The 20,430-nt window shown below is 72.4% G+C and carries 19 protein-coding genes; 5 read left to right on the forward strand and 14 right to left on the reverse strand.

The genetic code is table 11. The annotated features are described in order from the left end of the window. Position 1: 1 nt before the first annotated feature. Positions 2-634 carry a hypothetical protein gene (locus tag ACWENQ_RS32605; RefSeq protein ID WP_452417640.1) on the reverse strand — a complete coding sequence of 211 codons (633 nt, stop codon included), beginning with the start codon at positions 632-634 and terminating at the stop codon, positions 2-4. A gap of 406 nt (positions 635-1,040) precedes the next feature. Here ACWENQ_RS32605 and ACWENQ_RS32610 point away from each other — a divergent pair, with 406 nt between their 5' ends. The 5 genes from ACWENQ_RS32610 to ACWENQ_RS32630 all read left to right on the forward strand — a co-directional run bounded on the left by ACWENQ_RS32610 (position 1,041) and on the right by ACWENQ_RS32630 (position 6,436). After that, a complete protein-coding gene (locus ACWENQ_RS32610) occupies positions 1,041-1,859 on the forward strand; it encodes a PIG-L family deacetylase (RefSeq protein WP_354912747.1) in 819 nt (272 codons plus the stop codon). Between the two features lie 75 nt (positions 1,860-1,934). Beyond that, positions 1,935-2,507 (forward strand): TetR/AcrR family transcriptional regulator, encoded by a 573-nt coding sequence (locus ACWENQ_RS32615; RefSeq protein WP_354912745.1) that lies wholly within the window; start codon positions 1,935-1,937, stop codon positions 2,505-2,507. A gap of 180 nt (positions 2,508-2,687) precedes the next feature. Continuing rightward, positions 2,688-4,361, forward strand: coding sequence for a discoidin domain-containing protein (locus tag ACWENQ_RS32620; RefSeq protein ID WP_452417642.1), 1,674 nt, complete (start codon positions 2,688-2,690; stop codon positions 4,359-4,361). 3 nt (positions 4,362-4,364) lie between these two features. Further along, on the forward strand, positions 4,365-5,543 hold the full coding sequence (locus ACWENQ_RS32625) for an MFS transporter (protein ID WP_452417644.1): 1,179 nt from the start codon (positions 4,365-4,367) through the stop codon (positions 5,541-5,543). Continuing rightward, positions 5,540-6,436 carry a TolB family protein gene (locus ACWENQ_RS32630; RefSeq protein ID WP_452417645.1) on the forward strand — a complete coding sequence of 299 codons (897 nt, stop codon included), beginning with the start codon at positions 5,540-5,542 and terminating at the stop codon, positions 6,434-6,436. Before ACWENQ_RS32625 ends, ACWENQ_RS32630 begins: the two co-directional genes overlap by 4 nt. A gap of 79 nt (positions 6,437-6,515) precedes the next feature. Here ACWENQ_RS32630 and ACWENQ_RS32635 read toward each other — a convergent pair whose 3' ends face one another. From ACWENQ_RS32635 to ACWENQ_RS32695, 13 genes are all read right to left on the reverse strand, one after another. After that, on the reverse strand, positions 6,516-7,361 hold the full coding sequence (locus ACWENQ_RS32635; RefSeq protein ID WP_452417647.1) for a DUF4097 family beta strand repeat-containing protein: 846 nt from the start codon (positions 7,359-7,361) through the stop codon (positions 6,516-6,518). A gap of 72 nt (positions 7,362-7,433) precedes the next feature. Beyond that, positions 7,434-8,177, reverse strand: coding sequence for a (2Fe-2S)-binding protein (locus ACWENQ_RS32640; protein ID WP_452417649.1), 744 nt, complete (start codon positions 8,175-8,177; stop codon positions 7,434-7,436). Positions 8,178-8,220: 43 nt separating this feature from the next. Further along, positions 8,221-9,162 (reverse strand): M56 family metallopeptidase, encoded by a 942-nt coding sequence (locus tag ACWENQ_RS32645; protein WP_452417651.1) that lies wholly within the window; start codon positions 9,160-9,162, stop codon positions 8,221-8,223. Beyond that, on the reverse strand, positions 9,159-9,533 hold the full coding sequence (locus ACWENQ_RS32650; protein ID WP_354912735.1) for a BlaI/MecI/CopY family transcriptional regulator: 375 nt from the start codon (positions 9,531-9,533) through the stop codon (positions 9,159-9,161). The genes ACWENQ_RS32645 and ACWENQ_RS32650 overlap by 4 nt, the downstream gene beginning before the upstream one ends. A gap of 642 nt (positions 9,534-10,175) precedes the next feature. Continuing rightward, positions 10,176-10,751 carry a TIGR03086 family metal-binding protein gene (locus ACWENQ_RS32655; RefSeq protein ID WP_449928157.1) on the reverse strand — a complete coding sequence of 192 codons (576 nt, stop codon included), beginning with the start codon at positions 10,749-10,751 and terminating at the stop codon, positions 10,176-10,178. Further along, positions 10,748-11,884 carry an epoxide hydrolase family protein gene (locus tag ACWENQ_RS32660; RefSeq protein ID WP_449928155.1) on the reverse strand — a complete coding sequence of 379 codons (1,137 nt, stop codon included), beginning with the start codon at positions 11,882-11,884 and terminating at the stop codon, positions 10,748-10,750. The genes ACWENQ_RS32655 and ACWENQ_RS32660 overlap by 4 nt, the downstream gene beginning before the upstream one ends. Positions 11,885-12,006: 122 nt before the next feature. Continuing rightward, positions 12,007-12,774: an SDR family oxidoreductase gene (locus ACWENQ_RS32665; RefSeq protein WP_354912727.1), complete on the reverse strand. Its 768-nt coding sequence runs from the start codon at positions 12,772-12,774 to the stop codon at positions 12,007-12,009. A gap of 126 nt (positions 12,775-12,900) precedes the next feature. Then, positions 12,901-14,010, reverse strand: coding sequence for an o-succinylbenzoate synthase (menC, locus tag ACWENQ_RS32670; protein WP_449928152.1), 1,110 nt, complete (start codon positions 14,008-14,010; stop codon positions 12,901-12,903). Beyond that, positions 14,007-14,768: a GNAT family N-acetyltransferase gene (locus tag ACWENQ_RS32675; protein ID WP_449928150.1), complete on the reverse strand. Its 762-nt coding sequence runs from the start codon at positions 14,766-14,768 to the stop codon at positions 14,007-14,009. Before ACWENQ_RS32675 ends, menC begins: the two co-directional genes overlap by 4 nt. 54 nt (positions 14,769-14,822) lie before the next feature. After that, entirely contained in the window at positions 14,823-16,361 is a 1,539-nt protein-coding gene (locus ACWENQ_RS32680; protein WP_452417653.1) for a PucR family transcriptional regulator, read from the reverse strand. A 26-nt stretch (positions 16,362-16,387) separates the two neighbouring features. Continuing rightward, entirely contained in the window at positions 16,388-17,923 is a 1,536-nt protein-coding gene (locus tag ACWENQ_RS32685) for an N-acyl-D-amino-acid deacylase family protein (RefSeq protein WP_452417655.1), read from the reverse strand. A 55-nt stretch (positions 17,924-17,978) separates the two neighbouring features. Continuing rightward, positions 17,979-19,643 (reverse strand): oligopeptide/dipeptide ABC transporter ATP-binding protein, encoded by a 1,665-nt coding sequence (locus ACWENQ_RS32690; RefSeq protein WP_452417657.1) that lies wholly within the window; start codon positions 19,641-19,643, stop codon positions 17,979-17,981. Further along, positions 19,640-20,419: an ABC transporter permease gene (locus ACWENQ_RS32695; RefSeq protein WP_452417658.1), complete on the reverse strand. Its 780-nt coding sequence runs from the start codon at positions 20,417-20,419 to the stop codon at positions 19,640-19,642. Before ACWENQ_RS32695 ends, ACWENQ_RS32690 begins: the two co-directional genes overlap by 4 nt. Positions 20,420-20,430: the final 11 nt, after the last annotated feature.

Consider the following 20,430-nt stretch of genomic DNA (forward strand, 5'->3'; position numbering starts at 1 on the left):
GTCAGGAGCGACCGGGCCCGGCCTCGGGGCGGCGCGGGTTGTTCGACGTCATCGCTGGTGGCGGAGAGCGGTGGTGAACCAGCTGTAAAGGGGGGCGAGTGTCGGCGACGCGGGCCATCCGTTGATCGTCGCCAGCAGTTTTCCAGTAGCGCTCGGCGTGCGGGTGGGCGGTTGTCCGCAGGTGGGCCAGGAGCCAGCGGCGCAGATCGCCGTCGTCGGCACGCTCCAACGCGTCGGCGTAGAGGCTGCCCAGTGAGACCGTTGGGGGTGCGGTTCTGGCGGCGGCCTGGAGGATGCCGGCGGAGACGGCTTCGTCGATTCGTTCACGCATCACCTGGTCGAGGCCGTCGTGCAGGCCGCTGATGTCGTGTCGGGGAGGCTCTTCGGCCTGGTCCTCGGCCGTGCGGCGCAGCGCGGTACGGAAGTCCGCGTTCTGGCAGAGTTCGGCGAGTTCCATCCAGGCCTCGACCTGATCCGGCGTCGGGTCGTCGGGGAGTTCGGGCATGGCGGATCGCATCAGGGTCACGAACTCGGGGTTGGCGTGGAGACCGCTGAAGGCGTCGTCGAGGAAATCGGCTACCAGCCGGCGTCGCTCGGACTGGGGAAGGGTGGCGAGTCGGTGCATGAGGTCCATCTCCATGGTGGTGGGGCCGCGTCTGGCGACTGCTCGAAGTACTGCACGGCGCAAGCGGAGGGTCTGGATCTTGCGGTCGGTCGGCCGGACGATGCCCTTGTCGGGGAGTAGAACCGGACGGTCTTCACCGTCAGGCCGGTCCTGCGGGATAGTTCTCCGATGGAACAGAGCGTGTCGCTGTCCATGCCCTCAGCTTGCTGTCTCCCCCACTGGAGACTCAAACCGGGGCCGGGGCGGTCACTCTCCGGATCTTCCCGGCACGCGGATCAGCGTCTGACGGCCGGGCGCGCAGTCAGCCGACCAGCTGGTCCGCCGGCAGATCCGGATCACGGGTGGTCCGGCGGTGGTGTTCACTGCTAGCCCTTCCCGGTGCGGAATTGTCGGGGACGTGCGGTTGAATGCAAAGATGGATCGACAGTTGACAGTGATGGCCGTTCACGCGCACCCCGACGACGAGGTGATCGGCACCGGCGGCATCCTCTCCCGTTACGCCGCCGAGGGCATCAGGACCGTCCTGGTCACGTGCACCAACGGTGAGCAGGGTGACGGTCCGGGCGGGGTCAAGCCCGGCGACCCGGGTCACGACGACGCCGAGGTCGCCGAGCGCAGGCTGGCCGAGCTGAAGGAGTCCGTCGCCCACCTCGGCATCGAGCACGTCGAGCTGCTCGGATACCGCGACTCGGGCATGGACGGCTGGGCGGGCAACGCCCATCCCGACTCCTTCTGCAACGTGCCGGTGGACGAGGCGGCCGCCCGGCTGGCCGGGTTGATGGAGCGCTACCGGCCGCAGGTCGTGGTCACCTATGACGAGAAGGGCGGGTACGGTCACCCCGACCACATCCAGGCGCACAGGATCGCGGTGGCGGCGACGGAGTCGACGGGCATTCCCGACAAGCTTTACTACACGGCCGTCTCGCGGGCCCGGGTGCAGGAGATGTTCGACTGGATGCGCGCCTCCGGGATCGAGATGGAGGAGGTCGAACTGCCGGAGGACTTCGGCACGCCGGACGAGCTGATCACGACCGTGGTCGACGTCTCGCCGTACGTGGAGAACAAGGTCAAGGCGCTGCGGGCGCACGCCAGCCAAAGTGACAGCATCTTCCTGTTGCAGATGCCGGAGGAGGCCCAGCATCGGGCGTTCGCGACCGAGTCGTTCGTCAGGAAGGTCGCCAAGGTGGCCGCGCCTGATCAGGAGGACGACCTGTTCGCGGGCCTGCGCGGCTGAGGGAGGCGCGGCTCGGGGCCCCGGTGGCGGCGACAGGAAAAGCTACCAACCGATAGGTTTGTTATCCTCGATCGCATGGCCACCAGGAAGCCCTACGCCGTCGGTATCGCCCGCAGGCAGCAGATCCTCGACGCCGCCAGGGAGTTGTTCAGTGTCCGCGGCTACCGGGGCGCGTCGATGCGCGACGTCGCCACCCAGGTCGGACTCACCCTGGCGGGCGTCCTGCACTACTTCCCGTCCAAGGAGGACCTGCTGGCCGCCGTGCTGCAGCAGCGGGACGACATCGACATCCCGTGGTTCGAGGAGAAGTGGGCGGAGGTCGGCAGCTTCCGCGTGGCGATGCGCGAGCTCATGATCCGCAACATGACCGCCCAGGGCGTCATGCGGCTGTTCGTGACGCTGTCGGCCGAAGCCACCGACCCCGAGCATCCCGCGCACGACTTCTTCCAGAAGCGCTACCGCACCAGCCGCGAGCTCTTCTCCGCCACGATCGCGCAGGCGCAGGAGCGCGGCGAGGTCGTGCCCGAGGCGAGCGGGCCGCTGCTGATCGCCGTCCTGGACGGCCTGCAGATCCAGTGGCTGCTGGAGCCGGAGTTCGACCTGCTCGCCGCGCTGGAGTCCTACCTCGACGGCATCGCGGTGAAGTGACCCCGACGCGTCGGTGACGAAGTTAGGAACCTTTCCTAACTTTATTGACACCCTCCCGAACCGCTTGCCAAGATGCGGCTGAGCGGCTTGGCGCGGCGTCGGCGACGACGTGACGCGCTCAGTTACCTTTCTGCCCCGGCCGCGCGTCGTGAGTCGTAGCCCCATGCCTTGGAGCTGTCAATGTCGCGTGCCCTGCTGTTATCCCTCACCCTGGTGGCCGGGTTGCTCGCCGTACCGGCCTCGGCCACGGCGGCCGAAACCCTGCTCTCTCAGGGCAAGCCGGCCACCGCCTCCTCGATCGAGGACGCCTCGTTAGGGGCCGCCGCCGCCTTCGACGGCGACCTCACCGCCACCCGATGGGCCTCCGCCGAGGGCCACGACCCGGAATGGATCCAGGTCGACCTCGGTGCGGTCACCCCGATCTCCCGCGTCACGCTGACGTGGGAGGCGGCCTACGCCAAGGCGTACCAGATCCAGACCTCCGCCGACGGCGTCGCCTGGACGACCGTCCACTCCACCACAAGTGGCGACGGCGGCACCGACACCCTCACCGTGACCGGCTCGGGCCGCTTCGTGCGCCTGTACGGCACCGCCAGAGGCACCTCCTACGGCTACTCGCTCTACGAGATGCAGGTCTACGGCGACGGCGGGGGCGGCAACCCGGGCGGCCCCGACTACCAGGCGGAGGACGCCACGCTCTCGCAGGCCTCCGTGGCCAGCAACCACGCCGGCTACACCGGTTCCGGCTTCGTCGACTACGTCAACGCCCCGGGCGGCTACGTCGAGTGGACGGTCCAGGCCGCGACGGCCGGCCCGGCCAACCTGACCTTGCGCTACGCCAACGGGACCACGGCCGCCCGCCCGCTGGCCATCGCGGTCAACGGCGCCACCACCACGCGTGACTTCCCCGGCACCGGCGCCTGGTCCACCTGGGCCGACGTCACGCTGCCCACCACGCTCAAGGCGGGCGCCAACACCGTCCGCGCCACCGCCACCGGCTCGACCGGCGGCCCGAACCTGGACAAGCTCACCGTCGGCAGTTCCTCCGGCGGCGAGACCTTCGTGGTGGCCGCCGCGGGTGACATCGCCGAGCAGTGCACGGCCTCTTCCAGCTCCTGCGTGCACCCGAAGACGGCCAACCTGGTCAAGCAGATGAACCCCGAGTTCGTCATCACGATGGGCGACAACCAGTACGACGACGCCCGGCTGCAGGACTTCACCGCCTACTACGACAAGACGTGGGGCGCGTTCAAGAGCAAGACCCGCCCGTCGCCCGGCAACCACGAGAGCTACGACCCCGCGGGCTTCGAGGCCGGCTACAAGTCCTACTTCGGCTCGATCGCCTTCCCCAACGGCAAGAGCTACTACAGCTTCGACCGCGGCAACTGGCACTTCGTGGCCCTCGACTCCAACCTCTTCGACCAGAGCGCCCAGATCACCTGGTTGAAGGCCGACCTGGCCGCCACGAACAAGCGGTGCGTCGCCGCCTACTGGCACCACCCGCTGTACAGCTCCGGCGAGCACGGCAACGACCCGGTCAGCAGGCCGGTGTGGCAGATCCTCTACGAGCGCGGAGCCGACCTCGTCCTCAACGGTCACGACCACCACTACGAGCGGTTCGGCCCGCAGAACCCGAACGCGCAGGCCGACCCGAACGGCATCGTCGAGATCCTCGGCGGCATGGGCGGCGCCTCGCCGTACAACATCGAGAACGTGCAGCCCAACAGCCAGAAGCGGCTGTCGGGGACGTTCGGCGTGGTGAAGCTGACGATGGGCGACAGCACCTTCTCGTCGCAGCTGATCGGCGTCGACGGCCAGGTCAAGGACACCAGCCCCACCTACACCTGCCACTGAGGCATGTACATCTCCGGATTCCGCTACCGCGGGCTGACCACGGCGGTGCCGGCCAACGTGCTGGCGCTGGGCGTGGTCAGCCTGGTCACCGACATCTCCGCCGAGATGGTGACCGCGGTCCTGCCGTACTACGCGGTGCTCGTGCTGGGGCTCAGCCCGCTGGCCTACGGCCTGCTGGACGGCCTCTACTTCGGCGTGACCGCGCTGGTACGGCTGGCCGCCGGGCACGCCGCCGACCGGTGGCAGCGGCGCAAGCTGGTGGCGGGCATCGGCTACGGGCTCTCGGCGGCGTGCAAGCTCGGCCTGCTCGCCGCCGGGAACTCGGTGGGCCTGCTCGGCGCGGTCGTCGCGGCCGACCGGACGGGCAAGGGCCTGCGGACGGCGCCCCGTGACGCGCTGATCTCGCTGAGCGCCACCCCCGAGACGCAGGGGCAGGCCTTCGGCGTGCACCGGGCGATGGACACGGTCGGCGCGTTCCTCGGACCGCTGGCCGCCTTCGCGGTGCTCGGTGCGACCGGCGCCTACGACGCGGTGTTCGTGGTCAGCTTCGCGATCGCCGTGCTCGGGGTGGTGCTGCTGGCCCTGTACGTCAGGGAGACGCCGGCCCTGCCCGCGCGGCAGGGGGTGCGCCTGGGCCCCGCGCTCGCGCTGCTGCGGCTGCCGCCGTTCCGCCGGATCTGCCTGACAGCCGCCGCGCTCGGCCTGGTCACCATCAGCGATCCGTTCGTCTACCTGCTGCTGCAGAAGGGCACCGGCATCGCGCCCGAGCATTTCCCGCTGCTTCCGCTCGGCACGGCCGCCGTCTATCTGCTGCTGGCCGTGCCGCTGGGCAGGCTGGCCGACAGGTGGGGCCGGGTCCCCGTCTTCCTGCTCGGCCACCTCGCGCTGGTCGGCGTCTACGCGCTGCTGGCGACCGGCGCGCCGTACTGGCTGGTGCTGGCGCTGTTCGGGCTCTTCTACGCGGCCACCGACGGCGTGCTGATGGCCGCGGCCGGCCCGCTGCTGCCCGCCCATCTGCGCACCAGCGGGCTGGCGGTGCTGCAGACCGGGCAGGCCGTCGCCCGCATGCTCTCCTCGATCCTGTTCGGCGCGGCGTGGACGCTCGCCGGACCCGTGCCAGGACTGGTCGCGATGGGCGCCGGCGTCGTGGCATGCCTGGCGCTCTGGAAGGTGGTCAGATGAGGAAGGCGCTCATCCTCGCCGCGGCGCTGCTCGTGCTCGGCGGCGGCGCGCTGTTCTACACCGTGCGTGCCGCGAGGGTGGCCGCGGAAGGCGGCCCGGCCGCCTTCGACCTCGCGCGGCCGGGCCAGATCGTGGTCAGGGACGGGCGCACCGGCCTGGTGCGCGGCAGCCGTACCCGGTGCGAGCGGTTCGCCACCGCCTCGGGGACGGGCATCTGCCTGGTCACCGACGTGGCCAAGACCTACGCCGTCGTCGTCGACCGGACGATGAGGGAGACCAGGCGGCTGCACATCGCCGGCATCCCGAGCCGTGCCCGGGTCTCCTCCAGCGGGCGGATGATCTCCTGGACGGTGTTCGTGACCGGCGACTCCTACAACACCTCGGGCTTCTCCACCTGGACCGGCATCCTCGACAACCGGACCGGCTACGCGGTCACCAACATGGAGCAGATCCCGCTGATCAAGGACGGGCGTCGCTACCACTCCGCCGACGTCAACTACTGGGGGGTCACCTTCGCGCCCGACGACAACCGCTTCTACGCCACCGTCTCCACCCGCGGGAAGACGTACCTGGTGCAGGGCGACTACGGCAAGTGGGAGGCGCGCGTGCTGCGCGCCAACGCCGAATGCCCCTCCCTGTCGCCGGACGGCGGGCGGCTGGTGTTCAAGAAGCGCATGCCAGGGGGGACGTGGCGGCTGCACGCGCTCGACCTGGCGACGATGGCCGAGACCCCGCTCGCCGAGCAGGCCGACGTCGACGACCAGGCGGCGTGGCTGGACGGCGACACCGTGATGTACGCCAAGGGCGGGGACGTGTGGGCGGTACCCGCCGACGGCACGGGCGCGCCCCGGCTGCTGGTCGCCGACGCCTCCTCCCCGTCGGCCGTTCGCTGACCTGGGCCGTCCGCTGACCTGGGCCGTCCGCTGATCTCGGCCGGGTGCTCCCGCGCCGGGCGGCGACGGCCGCGAGGGCTCAGGCGCGGCGGATCACGACGTCGCCGTGGTAGGTGCGGGCGCGCACCTCGAGGGTCTCGTCGGACTCCTCGGGCCCGGCCGCCGCCGTCATCAGGTTGCGCACCGTGCCGTACGGCGCGCTCACCTCGAGCCAGGCGGCCGTGCCCCGCTTGACGCCGACCTCCAGCTGGCCGTGGGCGGTCTCGAGGTCGAGCGAGCCGCGCACCGCCTCCTCGACGTGGATGCTGCCGTGGGCGGTCCTGGCGTGGACACCCGCCAGCGCGCGGTCGATGGTGATGTCTCCGTAGGCGGTCTTGAGCCGCAGGTCGCCGCGCACCTCACCGAGGCTGATGTCGCCGTTGGCGGTCCTGATCAGCGCGGTGCCGTCGACGCGCCGCACGTCGATCGTGCCGTTGTCGGTGGTGACGTCGGCGTGGCCGGTGGAACCGGCCACGCTGACGTCGCCGTCGCCCGAGCTCAGCCGGAGCCGTCCCGTCTCGTCGAGCGTGATGCCGCCCATGGCGGTGGTGAACGAGGACTCGCCGAGCCGCCCCCTGCCGCGGATCTCGGCCTGCGTGGACGCCTCGACGCGCGAGCCGGCCGGCAGCTCGATCAGCACGTCGACCGAACCGGGGCAGCTGAACAGCGACAGCCCCCGCTTCCTGGGCGCCTTCACCAGCAGTCGCCCGCCCACGAACTCGACGGTGGTCTGCCGGGCGGCTTGCACGTCGGCGTCGTCGAACTCGTCGCGCGGGCGGACCGTGACGACGGTGTCGGCGCGGTCGCTCGCCTCGATCCGCAGGCTGCCGGTGCCGGTGGAGATCGTCGCGGTGATCGGGTCTGGGGTCTCGAAGGTCTCGGGCACGGCACCACTATGACGCCATGATGACACCATGACAAGAGGGATATGGCCTCACCCTGGCGTCAGTGTCGCCTCTCAGGCCTTCCTGAGTGCCGCCCGGTAGCGCGCGATCCGGTCGGACTCGCTGACCAGGCAGCAGCTCGCGCACAGCTCCTTCTCGGCCGAGGTGTAGTACAGGCAGCAGGTGTCGCGCAGGTAGAACAGCCCCTCCCGGCCGGCCTCCGCGAGCCGTACCAGCCGGCCCAGCCGGACGAGCCTGCCGCCCGCGGCCGACAGGAAGCGATGGTAGGCCGCCTCCAGCGCGTCCACGTCGGCGCCGCGCAGCGCCGCGGCGCCGAAGGCCGTCGCGCAGCCGTACGCGATCCCGCCCTCGAGCTGCCGCAGCCCCGCCCTGGTCCGTACGCGCAGCGCGGCGGCCAGCGGCAGCAGATGCTCCTCCAGCACCCAGGAGACCAGCCTCTCCACCGGGCCCTCGGTGACGGACGGCTCCCGCAGCCCGACCGCCTCGAACCCGTGATGCTCCGACAGGCGGATGGCCACGTTCGAGGGGCGCATGTCGATCAGGACTCCCTCCAGCGCCCATGCCAGCAGCGCGGCGGGGGTGACGCGGCTCGCGTAGACGGCGATCACCGTCAGTGCCGTGGCGTGGTCGCTCACCTGGCCGCTGGCGTGCCGTTCGGCATCGAGGACGCGGGTCAGCTCCGGCGAGCCGGGATCGAGCAGCCGCGAGCAGTCGATCCAGTCCTCGCCGGGAGAAAGGCCGTGGTCGAGCCGGTACCGCTCGCCGAAAGCGTCGAGCCTGGCGAACACGTCGTGCATGCGCATCCTTCGTCGAGATCGAGCTACGACGAAGGATCGTAGTTCACAGCAGGGGAAGCGAGTGGCAGTGGTGGGCGACGAACGCGGCCAGCCCAGGAACCGCGGCCACCGCCGCGGGACCCGCCAGCAGCGACGCGACGGCGGCCAGCCCCGCCACCCGCTGGCGGCGGCCCAGCGGCGCGGCCGGCCGCAGCATGCGGCGCACCCTGGCCAGCGCGCTCTCCCCGCCCGCGCCCATCACGAACGCCGGCACCCGCCCCGTGGCCAGGCCCACCAGCGCGGCGGCGACCTGCACCCGGGGGTGGCGGCTGGCGGCCACGTCATCCGCGCGCAGCTCGACCAGGCGGGCCACCTCCGCGCGGGCCGCGGAGAACAGCGGCACGAACGGGAAGGCCCGCGCGAACGCCTCCCCGGCGGCCAGCACGAGGTGATGCCTGCCGCGCACGTGCGCCCGCTCGTGGGCGAGCACGGCGGCGACCTGCTCGCCGTTCAGCGACCTGAGGGCGGCCGTGGTGATCACGGTGGTGGCGGCCCTGCCGGGCAGGCAGTAGACCAGCGGCTCGGCGTAGTCGACGACGACGGCGCCGAGCTCGCGGTCGGGACGGCCGAGCAGGGCCAGGCTCTCCGCGTGGCGACGGCGTTCGCTCCTGGCCTTCGCCAGCACCCCGCCCAGGCATGCCCCCAGCCGGCCCGCCACCAGCGCGCCGGCGCCGAGCCCCGCCCACGCGGCCGCTCCCGGGCCCTCGGCCAGGATCATCGTGCACAGCTCGAACAGGTCGGCCAGGCCGTGCCCGATCGTGTCGGCCGGCACCGTGGCGGCCAGCAGCGCCAGCGGCGCCGAACCGGCGACCGACGCGCAGGCCGCCAGCCACATCGCGATCGCCAGCCTGGGCGCCCGCTCGGCCCACCGCGCCCTGCTCAGCCGGGCCGGCAGCAGGACGGCGACCGCGACCGCGTAGCAGGCCAGGATGACGGCGTCCGTCACGGCTGGCGGCCCTTCGGCGGGTACACCCGCAGCGCCGACTCCAGCGCGGCCGACTCCTCGGGGGTCAGCCGCTCCAGGAAGTGGACGAGCGTGGCGGCCTGGTTGCCGCTGCTGGCCAGCGTCTCCCGCATGAGGCCGGCCGTGTAGGCCTCCTTGCTGGTCACCGTCTCGTACACGTAGGCCTTGCCCACAGGCTCCCGGCGCAGCAGGCCCTTCTTGTGGAGCTTGTCCATGACCGTCATGACGGTGGTGTAGGCGATCTCGCGCTCCCGGCGCAGATCTTCGAGCACGTCTCGCACCGAGGCGGGGCGGTGGTAGGACCACATCTTGTCCATGATCGTGGCTTCGAGATCGCCCAGAGCGCGCACCATGCGCCTCATGCTACCCGCGATCGTAGGACAGGATGGGGGTGTGCGGACACTCACGACCACACCTGTCCTCGACTGGGCCCATCCGCGGGTGGCACGGCTGGCGGCGGAGGTCCAGGAGAGCGACCCCCGGACGGCCCTGATCGCGGCACACCGGCTCATCGCCGCCCGCCTGCGCCCGGTCCACGCGCTCGACGAGTTCCAGCCGGTGTCGGTCACGCTGGCCCTGAGCAAGGGCTCCTGCAGCCAGCGGCTCGCCGTCCTGGAGGCGGTGGCCAGGGCCCGCGGGATCGCCACCAGGGTGCGCGGGCTCCAGGTGGACGGCAGGTTCTGGGCTGCGCGCTTCCCGCGGCTGCGGGCCCTGCTGCCACCTCGGCCATTTCGACACCAGGGACGAGTTGTTCGGCCGATTCTGCGGGCCTCACCCGCGCGGCGTCCTGACCTGCGCGGTTCCCCGGCGGGCGCGCGTGTGGTGGGCGGGACGGTGCCCGGCCGTCCGGCAGCCCGCCCCCTAAGCAGCCCGAACAGCCTTCGCGGCGCCCGCCGTACCACATCGAGAGCGGGAGGGGGCGGCGGCGCTGATCCCGGCGCCGCCGCCGTGCGGGACCTAGCGGTCGGAGGTGACGGGGAGTTGGTTGCTCGTGGTCAACGTCCTTCCGGTTCGGGGTGGCGACCCAGGTAGCGAAGGAGGGTGGCGGTGTCGTCGTCGCCCGGCCGGGGCGGGAGCGCGGCGGCGTAGGCGCCGAAGGCTCGCAGGGGCTCGACGATCTGGCGGGCCACAGGGAGGAGTTCGCGGGCGAGCTCCCGCGTGAGTGGGGACGGGGCGCCGCTCGCCATGGCGATGTCCCAGGCGTGCACGGCGGCGTCGAGGGCGCAGGCGCCCACGCCGAGCTTGGCGGGCATCTTGTTCGGCGGAAGGGGGACCGGGACCTCCTCGGCGTCGGGCGAGATGCCGGCCCAGGCGTCCGCGGAAAGTGTGAGCGCCTCTTCCAGCACGCTCTGGGGCGAGGCGTCGAGCCTTCCCGACGGGGCGAACGGGTTCTCCGACGGTCCCGGTCCTCCCGTGAGGAACGCGGCGAAGGCGATCTGGTCGCCCGCGGCGTGCTGCAGTACCTGGGTGGCGTTCCAGTCCGAGCAAGGAGTCGGGGCGGTCCAGTCGGAGACCCCTTGGACGGCGGTGCGGAGCGCGTCGTGCGCCTGCTCCAGGATCGGCCGGCTCATGCCTTGTCTCCCATCGTGGAAAAGGTGGAAAAGAACGCGCGGATGTCGTCGGCCAGCAGGTCGGGCGCGTCGTGGGCGGCCCAGTGGCTTCCCCGGTCGTACTCGTTCCACGACGTGATGTTCTTGTGGTCCCTCTCGGCGAAGGCGCGGACCGGCCGGAAGTCGTAGGCGAAACCGGCCAGCCCGAGAGGGAACGTGGTGGGCTCGGTGGGCTGCGGCGTGTGCGCGTTCTCGTAGTAGAAACGGGCCGAGGAGGCCGCGGTGTTGGTGAACCAGTAGATCGAGGCGATGGTGAGCACGTCGTCGGGGTCGAGGGCGTCGCCGAGCAGCTGCCCGATCCAGGCGAGCAGGCCGGCGGGCGAGTCGGCCAGCGCGTGCGCCAGGGTCTGCGGCTGCGCGCTCTGCGCCTTGTCGTGGATCGCGTGTTCGACGAACGACTGCAGGAACCCCAGATAGTCCAGGTCCGCCTGGGTGAGGCCAGCGAACTCGGCCGGATCACCGGAGGGGAAGGAGAAGATCTGGTTCACGTGCACGCCGATCACCCGGTCCTGGTCGATCCGGCCGAGCACGGGCGCGATGATCGCGCCGGCGTCGTTGCCGTGGACGCCGTAGCGTGCGTAGCCGAGTCGCCGCATCAGCTCGGCCCAGGTCGCGGCCACCCGTGTGGCGTCCCAGCCGCGCCGCCTGGTGTGCCCGGAGAAGCCGAATCCGGGGATGGAGGGGATGACCAGGTGGAACTCCCGTGACAGCGGCTCGACCAGGCCGAGGTACTCCACGAACGTGTTCGGCCAGCCGTGGGTGAGGATCAGCGGCGTGGCCTGCGGGTTGTCCGAGCGCACATGGACGAAATGGACGGTCTGCCCGTCGATCTCCGTGCTGAACTGCGGGTGTCGGTTGAGCCTGGCCTCCTGCTCGCGCCAGTCGAAGGAGTCGCGCCACCGCGTCACCAGGTCGCGCACGTAGGACAGCGGCACGCCGTACTGCCAGCCCGGCCGTACCGGTCCGGCCGCCGGAACGCCGTCGAGCTCTTCGGCGGGCAGCTCCTCGGTCCACCGGGTACGGCGCAGCCGGTCCTTCAGATCGTCGAGATCGGCTTGCGGGATCTCGATCGTGAATGGCTTGATTTCCGTCATGCCATGATTTTTGCGCCGGCCGATAGCTGTCGGTAGTGTCGTGTGCACCTGACGTCATGCGGATCGCATCCGGAAAAAGTGCAAAATGCACGCCCGTCACGTGGGTGCCACACACTGCCTGGTCAGGCGGTGAAGCCGTACTCCCGGGCCAGCTCCGCCACCGGGATCGTGCGCCCCGCGTGCCGCCGCACGTCCGGATCGTCCAGGAGGGCCCGGACGGCCCGGCCGGGGAACTCCACCGGGTCGCCGCCCTGGAAGTCGTCGCCGAGCGCCGCGACGATCGCCTCGGTCCTGGTGAACCCCGGCGAGACCGCCAGCGCGGTCACCCCGTGCGGGCGCAGGTCGTGGGCGAGGGAACGGGCCAGGCGGCTGACGCTCGTCATGGCCAGGTCGTAGAACAGATGGCCGGCGATCACCTCGGCATCGGGATCGGCGTACCCGGTCAGGACGGCCAGGCCCCGCCGTTCGATCAGCAGCGGGGCGGCGTGCCAGGCCGAGACGAGATGGCTGCGGACCCCGACGTCGATCATGTTGCGCCAGTGGTCGAGCGGCAGGGTCCAGAACGGCCCGCCGGCGAACGGCAGCGCGTTGCCGTCGCAGGCGTTGGCCACCAGCAGGTCCAGCCCGCCGTGATCGGCGGCCACCTTGGCGAACAACGCCTCGACGGCCTGGTCGTCGCGGTGGTCGACGCGCACGGGGATGCCGTGGCCGCCGCGCGCGGTCAGTTGCTCGGCGGTGTCCTCGACCGTGCCGGGCAGGTCGGAGTGGCGTTGGTCGCGGCTTTCGCGGTCGGTGACGTAGACGGTGGCGCCGGCTTCACCCAGCACGAGGGCGATGCCCCGGCCGATGCCGCGCGCGGCCCCTGTCACGACGGCGACGATGTCTTCCACGCCCGCCACTTTCACGGCGCCCGCCCGTGATGTCAACGACCGGCGCCCACGTGGCGGCGGTCCCGAGCGCGCCCGGCACGGGTCCGCGCCGGCTTCGCGCAGCCACCGAGCTCGACCGGTGCGGGTTCAACGTCGGCAGCTCACCGTGTCCACCGCCGTCGTGCACGCCTCCAGATCCGCCTCCTCGGGCAGCACGCCGAGGCCGGGCTCGTCCGGAACCGGCAGTTCGCCGCCGTCCAGCACGAACGGGCGGGTGATGTCGCGGTGGTAGTACCGCTCGGTGGCGGAGATGTCGCCCGGCAGCGTGAAACCGGGCAAGCTGGCCAGCGCCAGGTTGGCGGCCCGGCCGAGGCCGGTCTCCAGCATGCCGCCGCACCAGACCGGCACGCCGTTCGCCTCGGCCAGGTCGTGGATGCGGCGCGCCTCCAGGTAGCCGCCGACGCGGCCCGGCTTGATGTTGATGATCGAGCAGGCGCCCTGTCTGATGGCCTCGGCGGCGTCGCGCGCGCTGGTGATGCTCTCGTCCAGGCACACGGGTGTGTCCATGCGGGCGGCGAGCGCGGCGTGCGCGCGCAGGTCGTCAGGGGCGAAGGGCTGCTCGACCAGCGCCAGCCCGTATGCGTCGAGTTTCGCCAGGTGCCTGAGGTCGCCGGGATGGTAGGCGGTGTTGGCGTCGACGGTGAGCATCACTCCGGCGCCGAACGTCTCGCGCACCGCCCTGACCGGCTCGAGGTCCCAGCCGGGCTCGATCTTCAGCTTGATCCTGGCGTAGCCCGCGGTCAGATGCCGGTCGACCGTGTCCAGCAGCGCGTCGACGGTCTCGGCGATGCCCACGGAGACGCCCACGCGCACGCGCCGCCGTACCCCTCCCAGGTGGGCGGCCAGGCTCGTGCGGCGGGCCCGCAGCCAGCAGTCCAGCACCGCCGTCTCCACGGCGGCCTTGGCCATCGGGTGCCCGCGCAGGTGCCGCAGCGCGGGGCCGACCGCCGCCGGGTCCAGGTCGAGCGGGGCCAGCGCCGGGACCATGAACCGCCTGATCGCGTCGGCGGCCCCGGCGAGGTACTCAGGGCTGTACGTCGGTTCGTCCTCGGCCGCGCACTCGCCCCAGCCCTCGCCCTCGTCGCTCAGCACCCGCACGAGCAGCGCGGTGCGCACCGTCTGGGTGCCGAGCGAGGTACGGAACGGGCTCACCAGCGGCAACGCGACCTCGCGCAGTTCGACGGCCTCGAGCTTCACGCGGCACCTCCGCGGGCGAGCAGGTACCAGCCGGAGCGGGTGAAGCCGGTGACCCGGTAGCCCTGCTCGAGCGCGCCGCCGAGCCCGCTCTCCAGCGCCGCCCGCCACCGCCCGGCCGCCGCCGGGTCCGCCGCGCGCAGCGACTCGACGTCCGCAGGGGTCGCGCAGCGCAGCAGCGGCGCGCCCCCGGCGTCCCGTACGGCGCCCGTCTCGTCCACCACCACCACCCCGTCGCCCTCCGGGACGGGTGGGGGAGCGGCCTGTTCGGTCGGCCAGGTGACGAACAGCCGGTCGGACGGCCCGCCGTCGTTGATACCGTCGCTCATCGGACCGTAGAAATCGGGCAGGTAGCCACGGACCTGGGCACCCAGGCGGGTCAGGTTGAAGAAGGCGTTGCGCCTGACCAGCGGGTCGAACGTCCATGACACGGCGACGAGCCCGCGCTCGGCCGCCCATGCCCGCTGGTGCTCCTTGAGCGCCCGGCCCACACCACGTCCGCGCGCCTTGGCGGCCACCCCCGCGACGTGCGAGTGCAGGCTGTGGTCGGCCGCCAGGAAACCTGCCGCCACCCCGACGAGCTCCTCGTCGAGGAAGGCGCCGCCCACGTATCCGCCCGTGTGGGCGAACGCGCACATCAGGTCGAGGAGCATCGGCGGGTCGTCACCGCGTCTGGTGCCCCAGACCTCGCGCAACAGTCGGTCGGCACGCTGCAGTGCCCCTGTGCCGTGAAGGGGACGGATGATGAGGTGTTCGGCCATGGAACTCAGCATCGCGGCGCGCGCCGCCCGGGGCGTTGGCGTCCACGCCGAACTTCACCCGGTCCGCGTTGTGGCGCCGTTCAGCCTGAGCTGGAGGGCGAGCACCAGCCGCGTGTCCGGGTCGTCCAGCGCGATCATCTCGCCGACCTTGCGCAGCCGGTACCGCAGCGTGTTGGGATGCAGCGACAGCAGTTCGGCCGCGCGTGGCACGTCGTAGTGGGCGCCGATCCAGACGGCCAGGCTGTGCACGTACTGGGTGCCGTGCCTGGCGTCGTGCGCGGCGATCAGCGCCAGCGGCTCGCCGGACAGGGAGGGTTTGGGCCGCAGCGCGGCCTCCGCGTCCATGAGGAACAGCGGCGTGGACAGGTCCTCGTGCGAACCGGCCAGCTCCTGGGCGAACGGCCCGCAGACCGCGCGCAGCGCCTCCTCCGCCTGGCGCGCACCGGCGGGCACGGCGGCGACGGAGGCGGCGGTACGGCCGATGCCGGCCCGCCAGCCGCCGCCCAGCCGCTCGCTCACCCTGGCCAGGGTGTCCACGGTGATTCTGCGCAGCAGCGGCGCGGACGCCTCAGCCGCGGCGATGGCGTAGGCGCGGCCGTCGACCACGCCCGTCGCGGCCCTGATCCGGTAGGCCAGATACGCGGTACGCAGCAGGTCGGCGGCGTGCGCGGCGGCGAAGGCGTCGGCCGAGCCCGCGTAGGGGCCCAGAGTCACGACCGTCACCGGTTCGCTCGGCAGCAGGCCGAAGGAGGTGGCCAGCTCGTCGACCGCGCCGATGCCGCGCAGCAGCCAGCCCAGGCACTCGTCCCGTCGGCGCCGCGCCGCGTCGGCGGCGAGGTTGATGCGCGCCAGGTGCGGCGCGGCGGCCGCGGCCGCCTCCGCGAGCACCGCGGCGGCGTCGTGAGCCAGCGGCTCGTCCGCCTGCACCGCCCAGATCGTGCCGAGCGCCTCGCCGTGCGCCCGGATCGCGATGGCCAGGCGGGGATAGTACTCGCGCGGCTCGTAGCTCCAGACCACCCCGTCGGCGCGCAGGACGATCGCGTACTCCTCGGCGTTGGTCGGGTGCTCGGGCACCCGGCGGCCCAGGATGCCCTCCTTGCGCAGCTCGTCGATGCGCTGGCCCTCGACCGTGGAGTAGGCGAGCACCCGCATCGCCAGATCCTCGATCGCCACCGCGCCACCCACCCGGACGGCCACCTCGTTGGCCAGCACGAACAGGTCGGCCGCCCGGGTGGCGCCAGGATCCTCGGCCGGGGCGACCATGGCGAGCAGGGTGTCGACGAGCGTGTAGAGCTGGCCCCAGGACAGCTCGGGCGGCGCGGCGAGCAGCGCCGTGCCCGCCGCCTCGGCCGCGGTGGTCAGTGCCTGCTCGTCGCAGGTGCCCGGCTTGACCACGACGACGGCCACCCCGCTCTCGCCCGCGCGGGCCAGGATCTCCGCCGAGGGGCGGCCGGTCACCAGCAGGACCGTGCCGTCGAGCCCGGCCTGCGGCCCTTCGGGGTCGTAGATGACCGGGGTTCCCACCAGCGGTCCCCTTCCGTGCGGCAGCGCCAGCGGGCGCACCACGTCGGGGCCGAGGCTGTCGATCAGCACGCCGAGCGTGATCCGCCCGCGCGCCGTCACCGGGCGCCCCGCCTGAGCATCCGGCCGTGCCTGCCGCCGGTGAACTCGCCGCCGGCGATCACCTGATGCCCGGCCAGGAAGACGTGCTCGACGCCCGTCGGCCGTACGTCGGGCCGCTCGTAGGTGCCCGCGTGGCCGATCGTGTCCGGGTCGAAGACGCAGAGGTCGGCGACCGCGCCCGGCCCCAGCCAGCCGCGCCCGGCCAGGCCGAACTGGGCGGCGACGGCGGAACTGACCTTGCGGATCGCCTCAGGCATGTCGTCCTTCTCGACGTAGGTGCCGAGGTAAGTGGGGAAGGTGCCGAACGTGCGCGGATGGTTGGGGCCGACCGGAGGTCCGTTGTCGGAGCCGATGGAGACCAGCGGGTCGGCGAGGAACGCCGCGAGATCCTTCTCGTGCATGGTGTGGAAGACGCCGGAGGCCTGCGGGTCCAGCCTGAGCAGGTCGCACAGCGCCTCCCACGGGTCGCCGCCGAGGTCGGCCAGCCGCCTGCCCTCGATGCCCGGGTCGTTGTGGACGAGGATCTGCACGTCCGAGGCGTGCAGCTCGCGCCAGAACCCGACGCCGGTGCCCGTGTCCGGGCTCTCGGCCAGCGCGCGCAGCGCCGCGCGCTGGGCCGGGTCGGCCAGCCGTTCGAGCAGCGCCTGCTCGCCGCCCTCGCACGCGATCGGCGGCAGCACCGCGACCAGCATGGTGCCGAAGGCCAGGTAGGGGTAGACGTCCGCGCGTACGTCCACGCCCGCGCGGCGGGCCTGGGCGAGCTTGTCCAGCATCATCGCGGAGGCGCCGTGCACCGCTCGCCCCGAGGCCTTGCAGTGCGAGACCTGCAGCCGGATGCCGGCCCGCCGCGCCACCGCGATCGCCTCGTCCAGCGCGTCGGCCAGGCCCTCGCTCTCGCTGCGCATGTGCGTCGCGTACGGCAGGTCCCAGCGTTTGGCCACCAGCGCGAGCGCGACCAGTTCGTCGAGGTCGGCGTAGGCGCCGGGCACGTACTCCAGGCCGCTCGACAGTCCCACCGCGCCGGCCTCGAAGGACTGCGCGGCCAGCTCGCACATGCGCGCCAGCCCATCCGGGGTGATCCTGGCGCTCATCCCCGCCGCGGCCAGGCGCAGCGTGTTGTGCCCGACGAGCACGGCCAGGTTGTTGCTCGGCCCGGCCGTCTCGGCGGCGTCCAGGTACTCGCCGAGCGTGGTGAAGGCCGCCCCGGCCAGCTCGGCGGGCATGAAGCCCATCGTCTCCGGATGGGTCGGGCCGCACGAGAAACCGCAGTTGCCCACGATCTCGGTGGTCACGCCCTGCAGCAGCTTGAACGGCTGCGCCTCCTCCAGGAAGGGCACGGTGTCGGAGTGGCTGTGCGGGTCGACGAACCCCGGGCTGACGAGCAGGCCGGAGACGTCGATCACACGGCGGGCCGGGCCGAGGTCGGGGCCGACGGCGACCACGCGCCCGTCGGCGATCGCGACGTCGGCGTGCCGCGGCGGTCCGCCGAGCCCGTCATGGACGGTCCCGTCGCGAAGCAGCAGGTCATGCATGGCGATAGGCTCCCTTGCCCGCCATCGCGGGCGCTATGTACGAATGGATGAAATATCAGGGCTTGGCGGGTACGGCGGCCAGCAGCCTGCGCGTGTAGGCGTGCGCAGGGGCGTCGAGCACCTCCGCCGTGTCGCCGCTCTCCACCACCTCGCCCCGCGAGAGCACCACCAGCCGGTCGGCCATCTGCCTGACGACCGCCAGGTCGTGGGTGACGAACACCATGCTGATGCCGACCTCCCGCAACAGCTCCAGAACGTGTGCCTGGACCGAGACGTCCAGCGAGGCCACCGGCTCGTCGCAGATCAGCAGCTCCGGCCGCACGGACAACGCCCTGGCGATGGCCACCCGCTGCCGCTCGCCGCCCGACAACCCGGCCGGCCTCCGGTCCGCGTACGCGGCGGGCAGCCCCACCAGCTCGAGCAGCTCGGCCACGGTGTGCCCGCCCTCCGCCGGGCCCTGCGCCGCCGCCTCCGCCAGCGTGGCGCCGACCGTCAAGGCAGGGTTGAGCGAGGTCGACGGGTCCTGGAAGACGCACTGCACCAGCCGATGCCGTGGCCGCACCGGGTCGGCCAGCTCGATCGTGCCCGAGTCCGGCCGCACCAGGCCCAGCACGCAGCGGGCCAGCGTGGTCTTGCCCGAGCCTGAACCGCCGACGACACCGACGGTCTCGCCACGGTCGACGTGCAGGGAGACGCCGCCCAGCGCGACGTGCGAGCCGTAGGTCTTGCGCAGGTCCGTGACGCGCAGCACCTGGTCGGCGGCGACCCGGCGGTGGTCCAGCGGACCGTCCTCGGCGCGGATCCGCGGGCGCACGTCGTGCAGGCAGGCGGTGAGCCGGTCCGGGCCCAGCTCGCGCAGCGGCGGCCGGGCGTGCGCGCACTCGGGCGCCGCCTGGTCGCAGCGGGAGACGAACGCGCACGTCTCCGTCACCTCCACCGCGGCGGGCACGCTGCCCCTGATGCCGGTCAGCCGGGGCAGCCGCCGCTCGACCGTCGGCACGGCCGCCAGCAGTCCCGCCGTGTACGGATGCGCCGGCGTGCTGCCCATCCCCGCGGCGGGTCCTTGCTCGACGATGCGTCCGGCGTACATGACCGCCACGCGGTCGCACAGCTCGAAGGCCACCCGCAGGTCGTGGGTGATCAGCAGGACACCCATGCCGCGCGCCCGCTGGATCCCCTTGACCAGCATGAGGATCTCGTGCTGCGTACTGGCGTCCAGCGCGGTGGTGGGCTCGTCGGCGATCAGCAGCTCCGGGTCCGCCGCCAGCGCGGCGGCCAGCGCCACCCGTTGCCGCATGCCGCCCGACAGCTGGAACGGGTAGCGCCCGGCCGCGGCAGGATCGTCGATGCCCACCTCGGCCAGCCGGCGCAGCACCTCCGCCCGGTCCCTGCGCCCCCGCAACGACTCCGCGACGTGGGCCCCCGCCGTCCGCAGGGGGTTCAGCACGGCGAACGGGTCCTGCATGAGCAGGCTCACCCGGGTCCCGCGCACCGAGCGCAACACCCGCTCGCGCGCTCCGAGCAGCTCCCGGCCGTCGAGCGTGATCGAGCCGGTGGCGTGCAACCCCTTGGGCAGCAGGCCCGCGGCCGCCCGCGCGGTGAGCGACTTGCCGCTGCCGGACTCGCCGACCAGGCCCACCATCTCGCCGCGGGCGACCTCCAGGTCCACCCCGTCGACGATGAGGCCGGACCCTGAGACACGCAGCTCGGAGATCCTCACCGCAGGCCTCCCTTCGACAGCGACTCGAACGCGCGGTCGCCCAGCAGGGTGGCCGCGCACGCGACCACGGTGATCAGGGCCGCGGGCGCGATCGAGGCCCACGGGTTCAGGTCCAGCAGCCCGCGGTTCTCCTCGACCATCAGGCCCCAGTCGGGCGTGCCGGCGGGCAGGCCGACACCCAGGAACGACAGGCCCGCCAGCGCCACCAGCGCCGCCACGAAGCTCAACAGCGTGTTGGCCACCACGGTGGGCGCCACGTTCGGCAGCAGATGCCTGAACATGATCCGCGACGGGCGCAGGCCCAGCGTGCGCGCCGCCTCGGCGTAGGCCAGCTCGCGCTGGGCGAGGGTGAGGCTGCGGATCACCCGGATGTCGCCCGGCGTGAACAGCACCGCCATGGCCAGCACCGCCCAGCCGTACCCGCCGCCGACCACGCCGACCACGACGATCAGCACGAGCATGCCCGGCAGCGCGATCGCCAGGTCGGCCGCGCGCATGAGCAGCGTGTCCACCCAGCCCAGCCGGTAGCCGGCCAGCAGCCCGAGCGTCGTGCTCAGCAGCGTCGTGCAGACGGCGACGAGCACCGGCCACATCAGTGCCGAACCGGCACCGGCCAGCAACCGCGACAGCACGTCGCGGCCCAGGTCGTCGGTGCCCAGCCAGTGCGCGGCGCTCGGCCCCACCGCGCCGAGCGCGAGATCCTGCGCCGCCGGATCGTACGGCGCCAGCCACGAGCCGGCCACGGCGGCCACCGCCGCCAGGCTCAGGACAGTCAACAGGATCGCCC

It is taken from the genome of Nonomuraea sp. NPDC004354 (genome assembly GCF_053602555.1).

Bases quoted from the DNA above. Each gene is read 5' to 3' on its own strand.
- ACWENQ_RS32655 (WP_449928157.1), bottom strand. From the start codon at position 10,751: ATGAGCCGGCCGATCCTGGAGCAGGCGCACGACGCGCTCCGCACCGCC.
- ACWENQ_RS32640 (WP_452417649.1), bottom strand. From the start codon at position 8,177: ATGCACGACGTGTTCGCCAGGCTCGACGCTTTCGGCGAGCGGTACCGG.
- ACWENQ_RS32620 (WP_452417642.1), top strand. From the start codon at position 2,688: ATGTCGCGTGCCCTGCTGTTATCCCTCACCCTGGTGGCCGGGTTGCTC.
- ACWENQ_RS32675 (WP_449928150.1), bottom strand. From the start codon at position 14,768: ATGGCCGAACACCTCATCATCCGTCCCCTTCACGGCACAGGGGCACTG.
- ACWENQ_RS32610 (WP_354912747.1), top strand. From the start codon at position 1,041: ATGGATCGACAGTTGACAGTGATGGCCGTTCACGCGCACCCCGACGAC.
- ACWENQ_RS32605 (WP_452417640.1), bottom strand. From the start codon at position 634: ATGGACCTCATGCACCGACTCGCCACCCTTCCCCAGTCCGAGCGACGC.
- ACWENQ_RS32685 (WP_452417655.1), bottom strand. From the start codon at position 17,923: ATGCATGACCTGCTGCTTCGCGACGGGACCGTCCATGACGGGCTCGGC.
- ACWENQ_RS32625 (WP_452417644.1), top strand. From the start codon at position 4,365: ATGTACATCTCCGGATTCCGCTACCGCGGGCTGACCACGGCGGTGCCG.
- ACWENQ_RS32650 (WP_354912735.1), bottom strand. From the start codon at position 9,533: ATGGTGCGCGCTCTGGGCGATCTCGAAGCCACGATCATGGACAAGATG.
- ACWENQ_RS32660 (WP_449928155.1), bottom strand. From the start codon at position 11,884: ATGACGGAAATCAAGCCATTCACGATCGAGATCCCGCAAGCCGATCTC.
- ACWENQ_RS32630 (WP_452417645.1), top strand. From the start codon at position 5,540: ATGAGGAAGGCGCTCATCCTCGCCGCGGCGCTGCTCGTGCTCGGCGGC.
- ACWENQ_RS32615 (WP_354912745.1), top strand. From the start codon at position 1,935: ATGGCCACCAGGAAGCCCTACGCCGTCGGTATCGCCCGCAGGCAGCAG.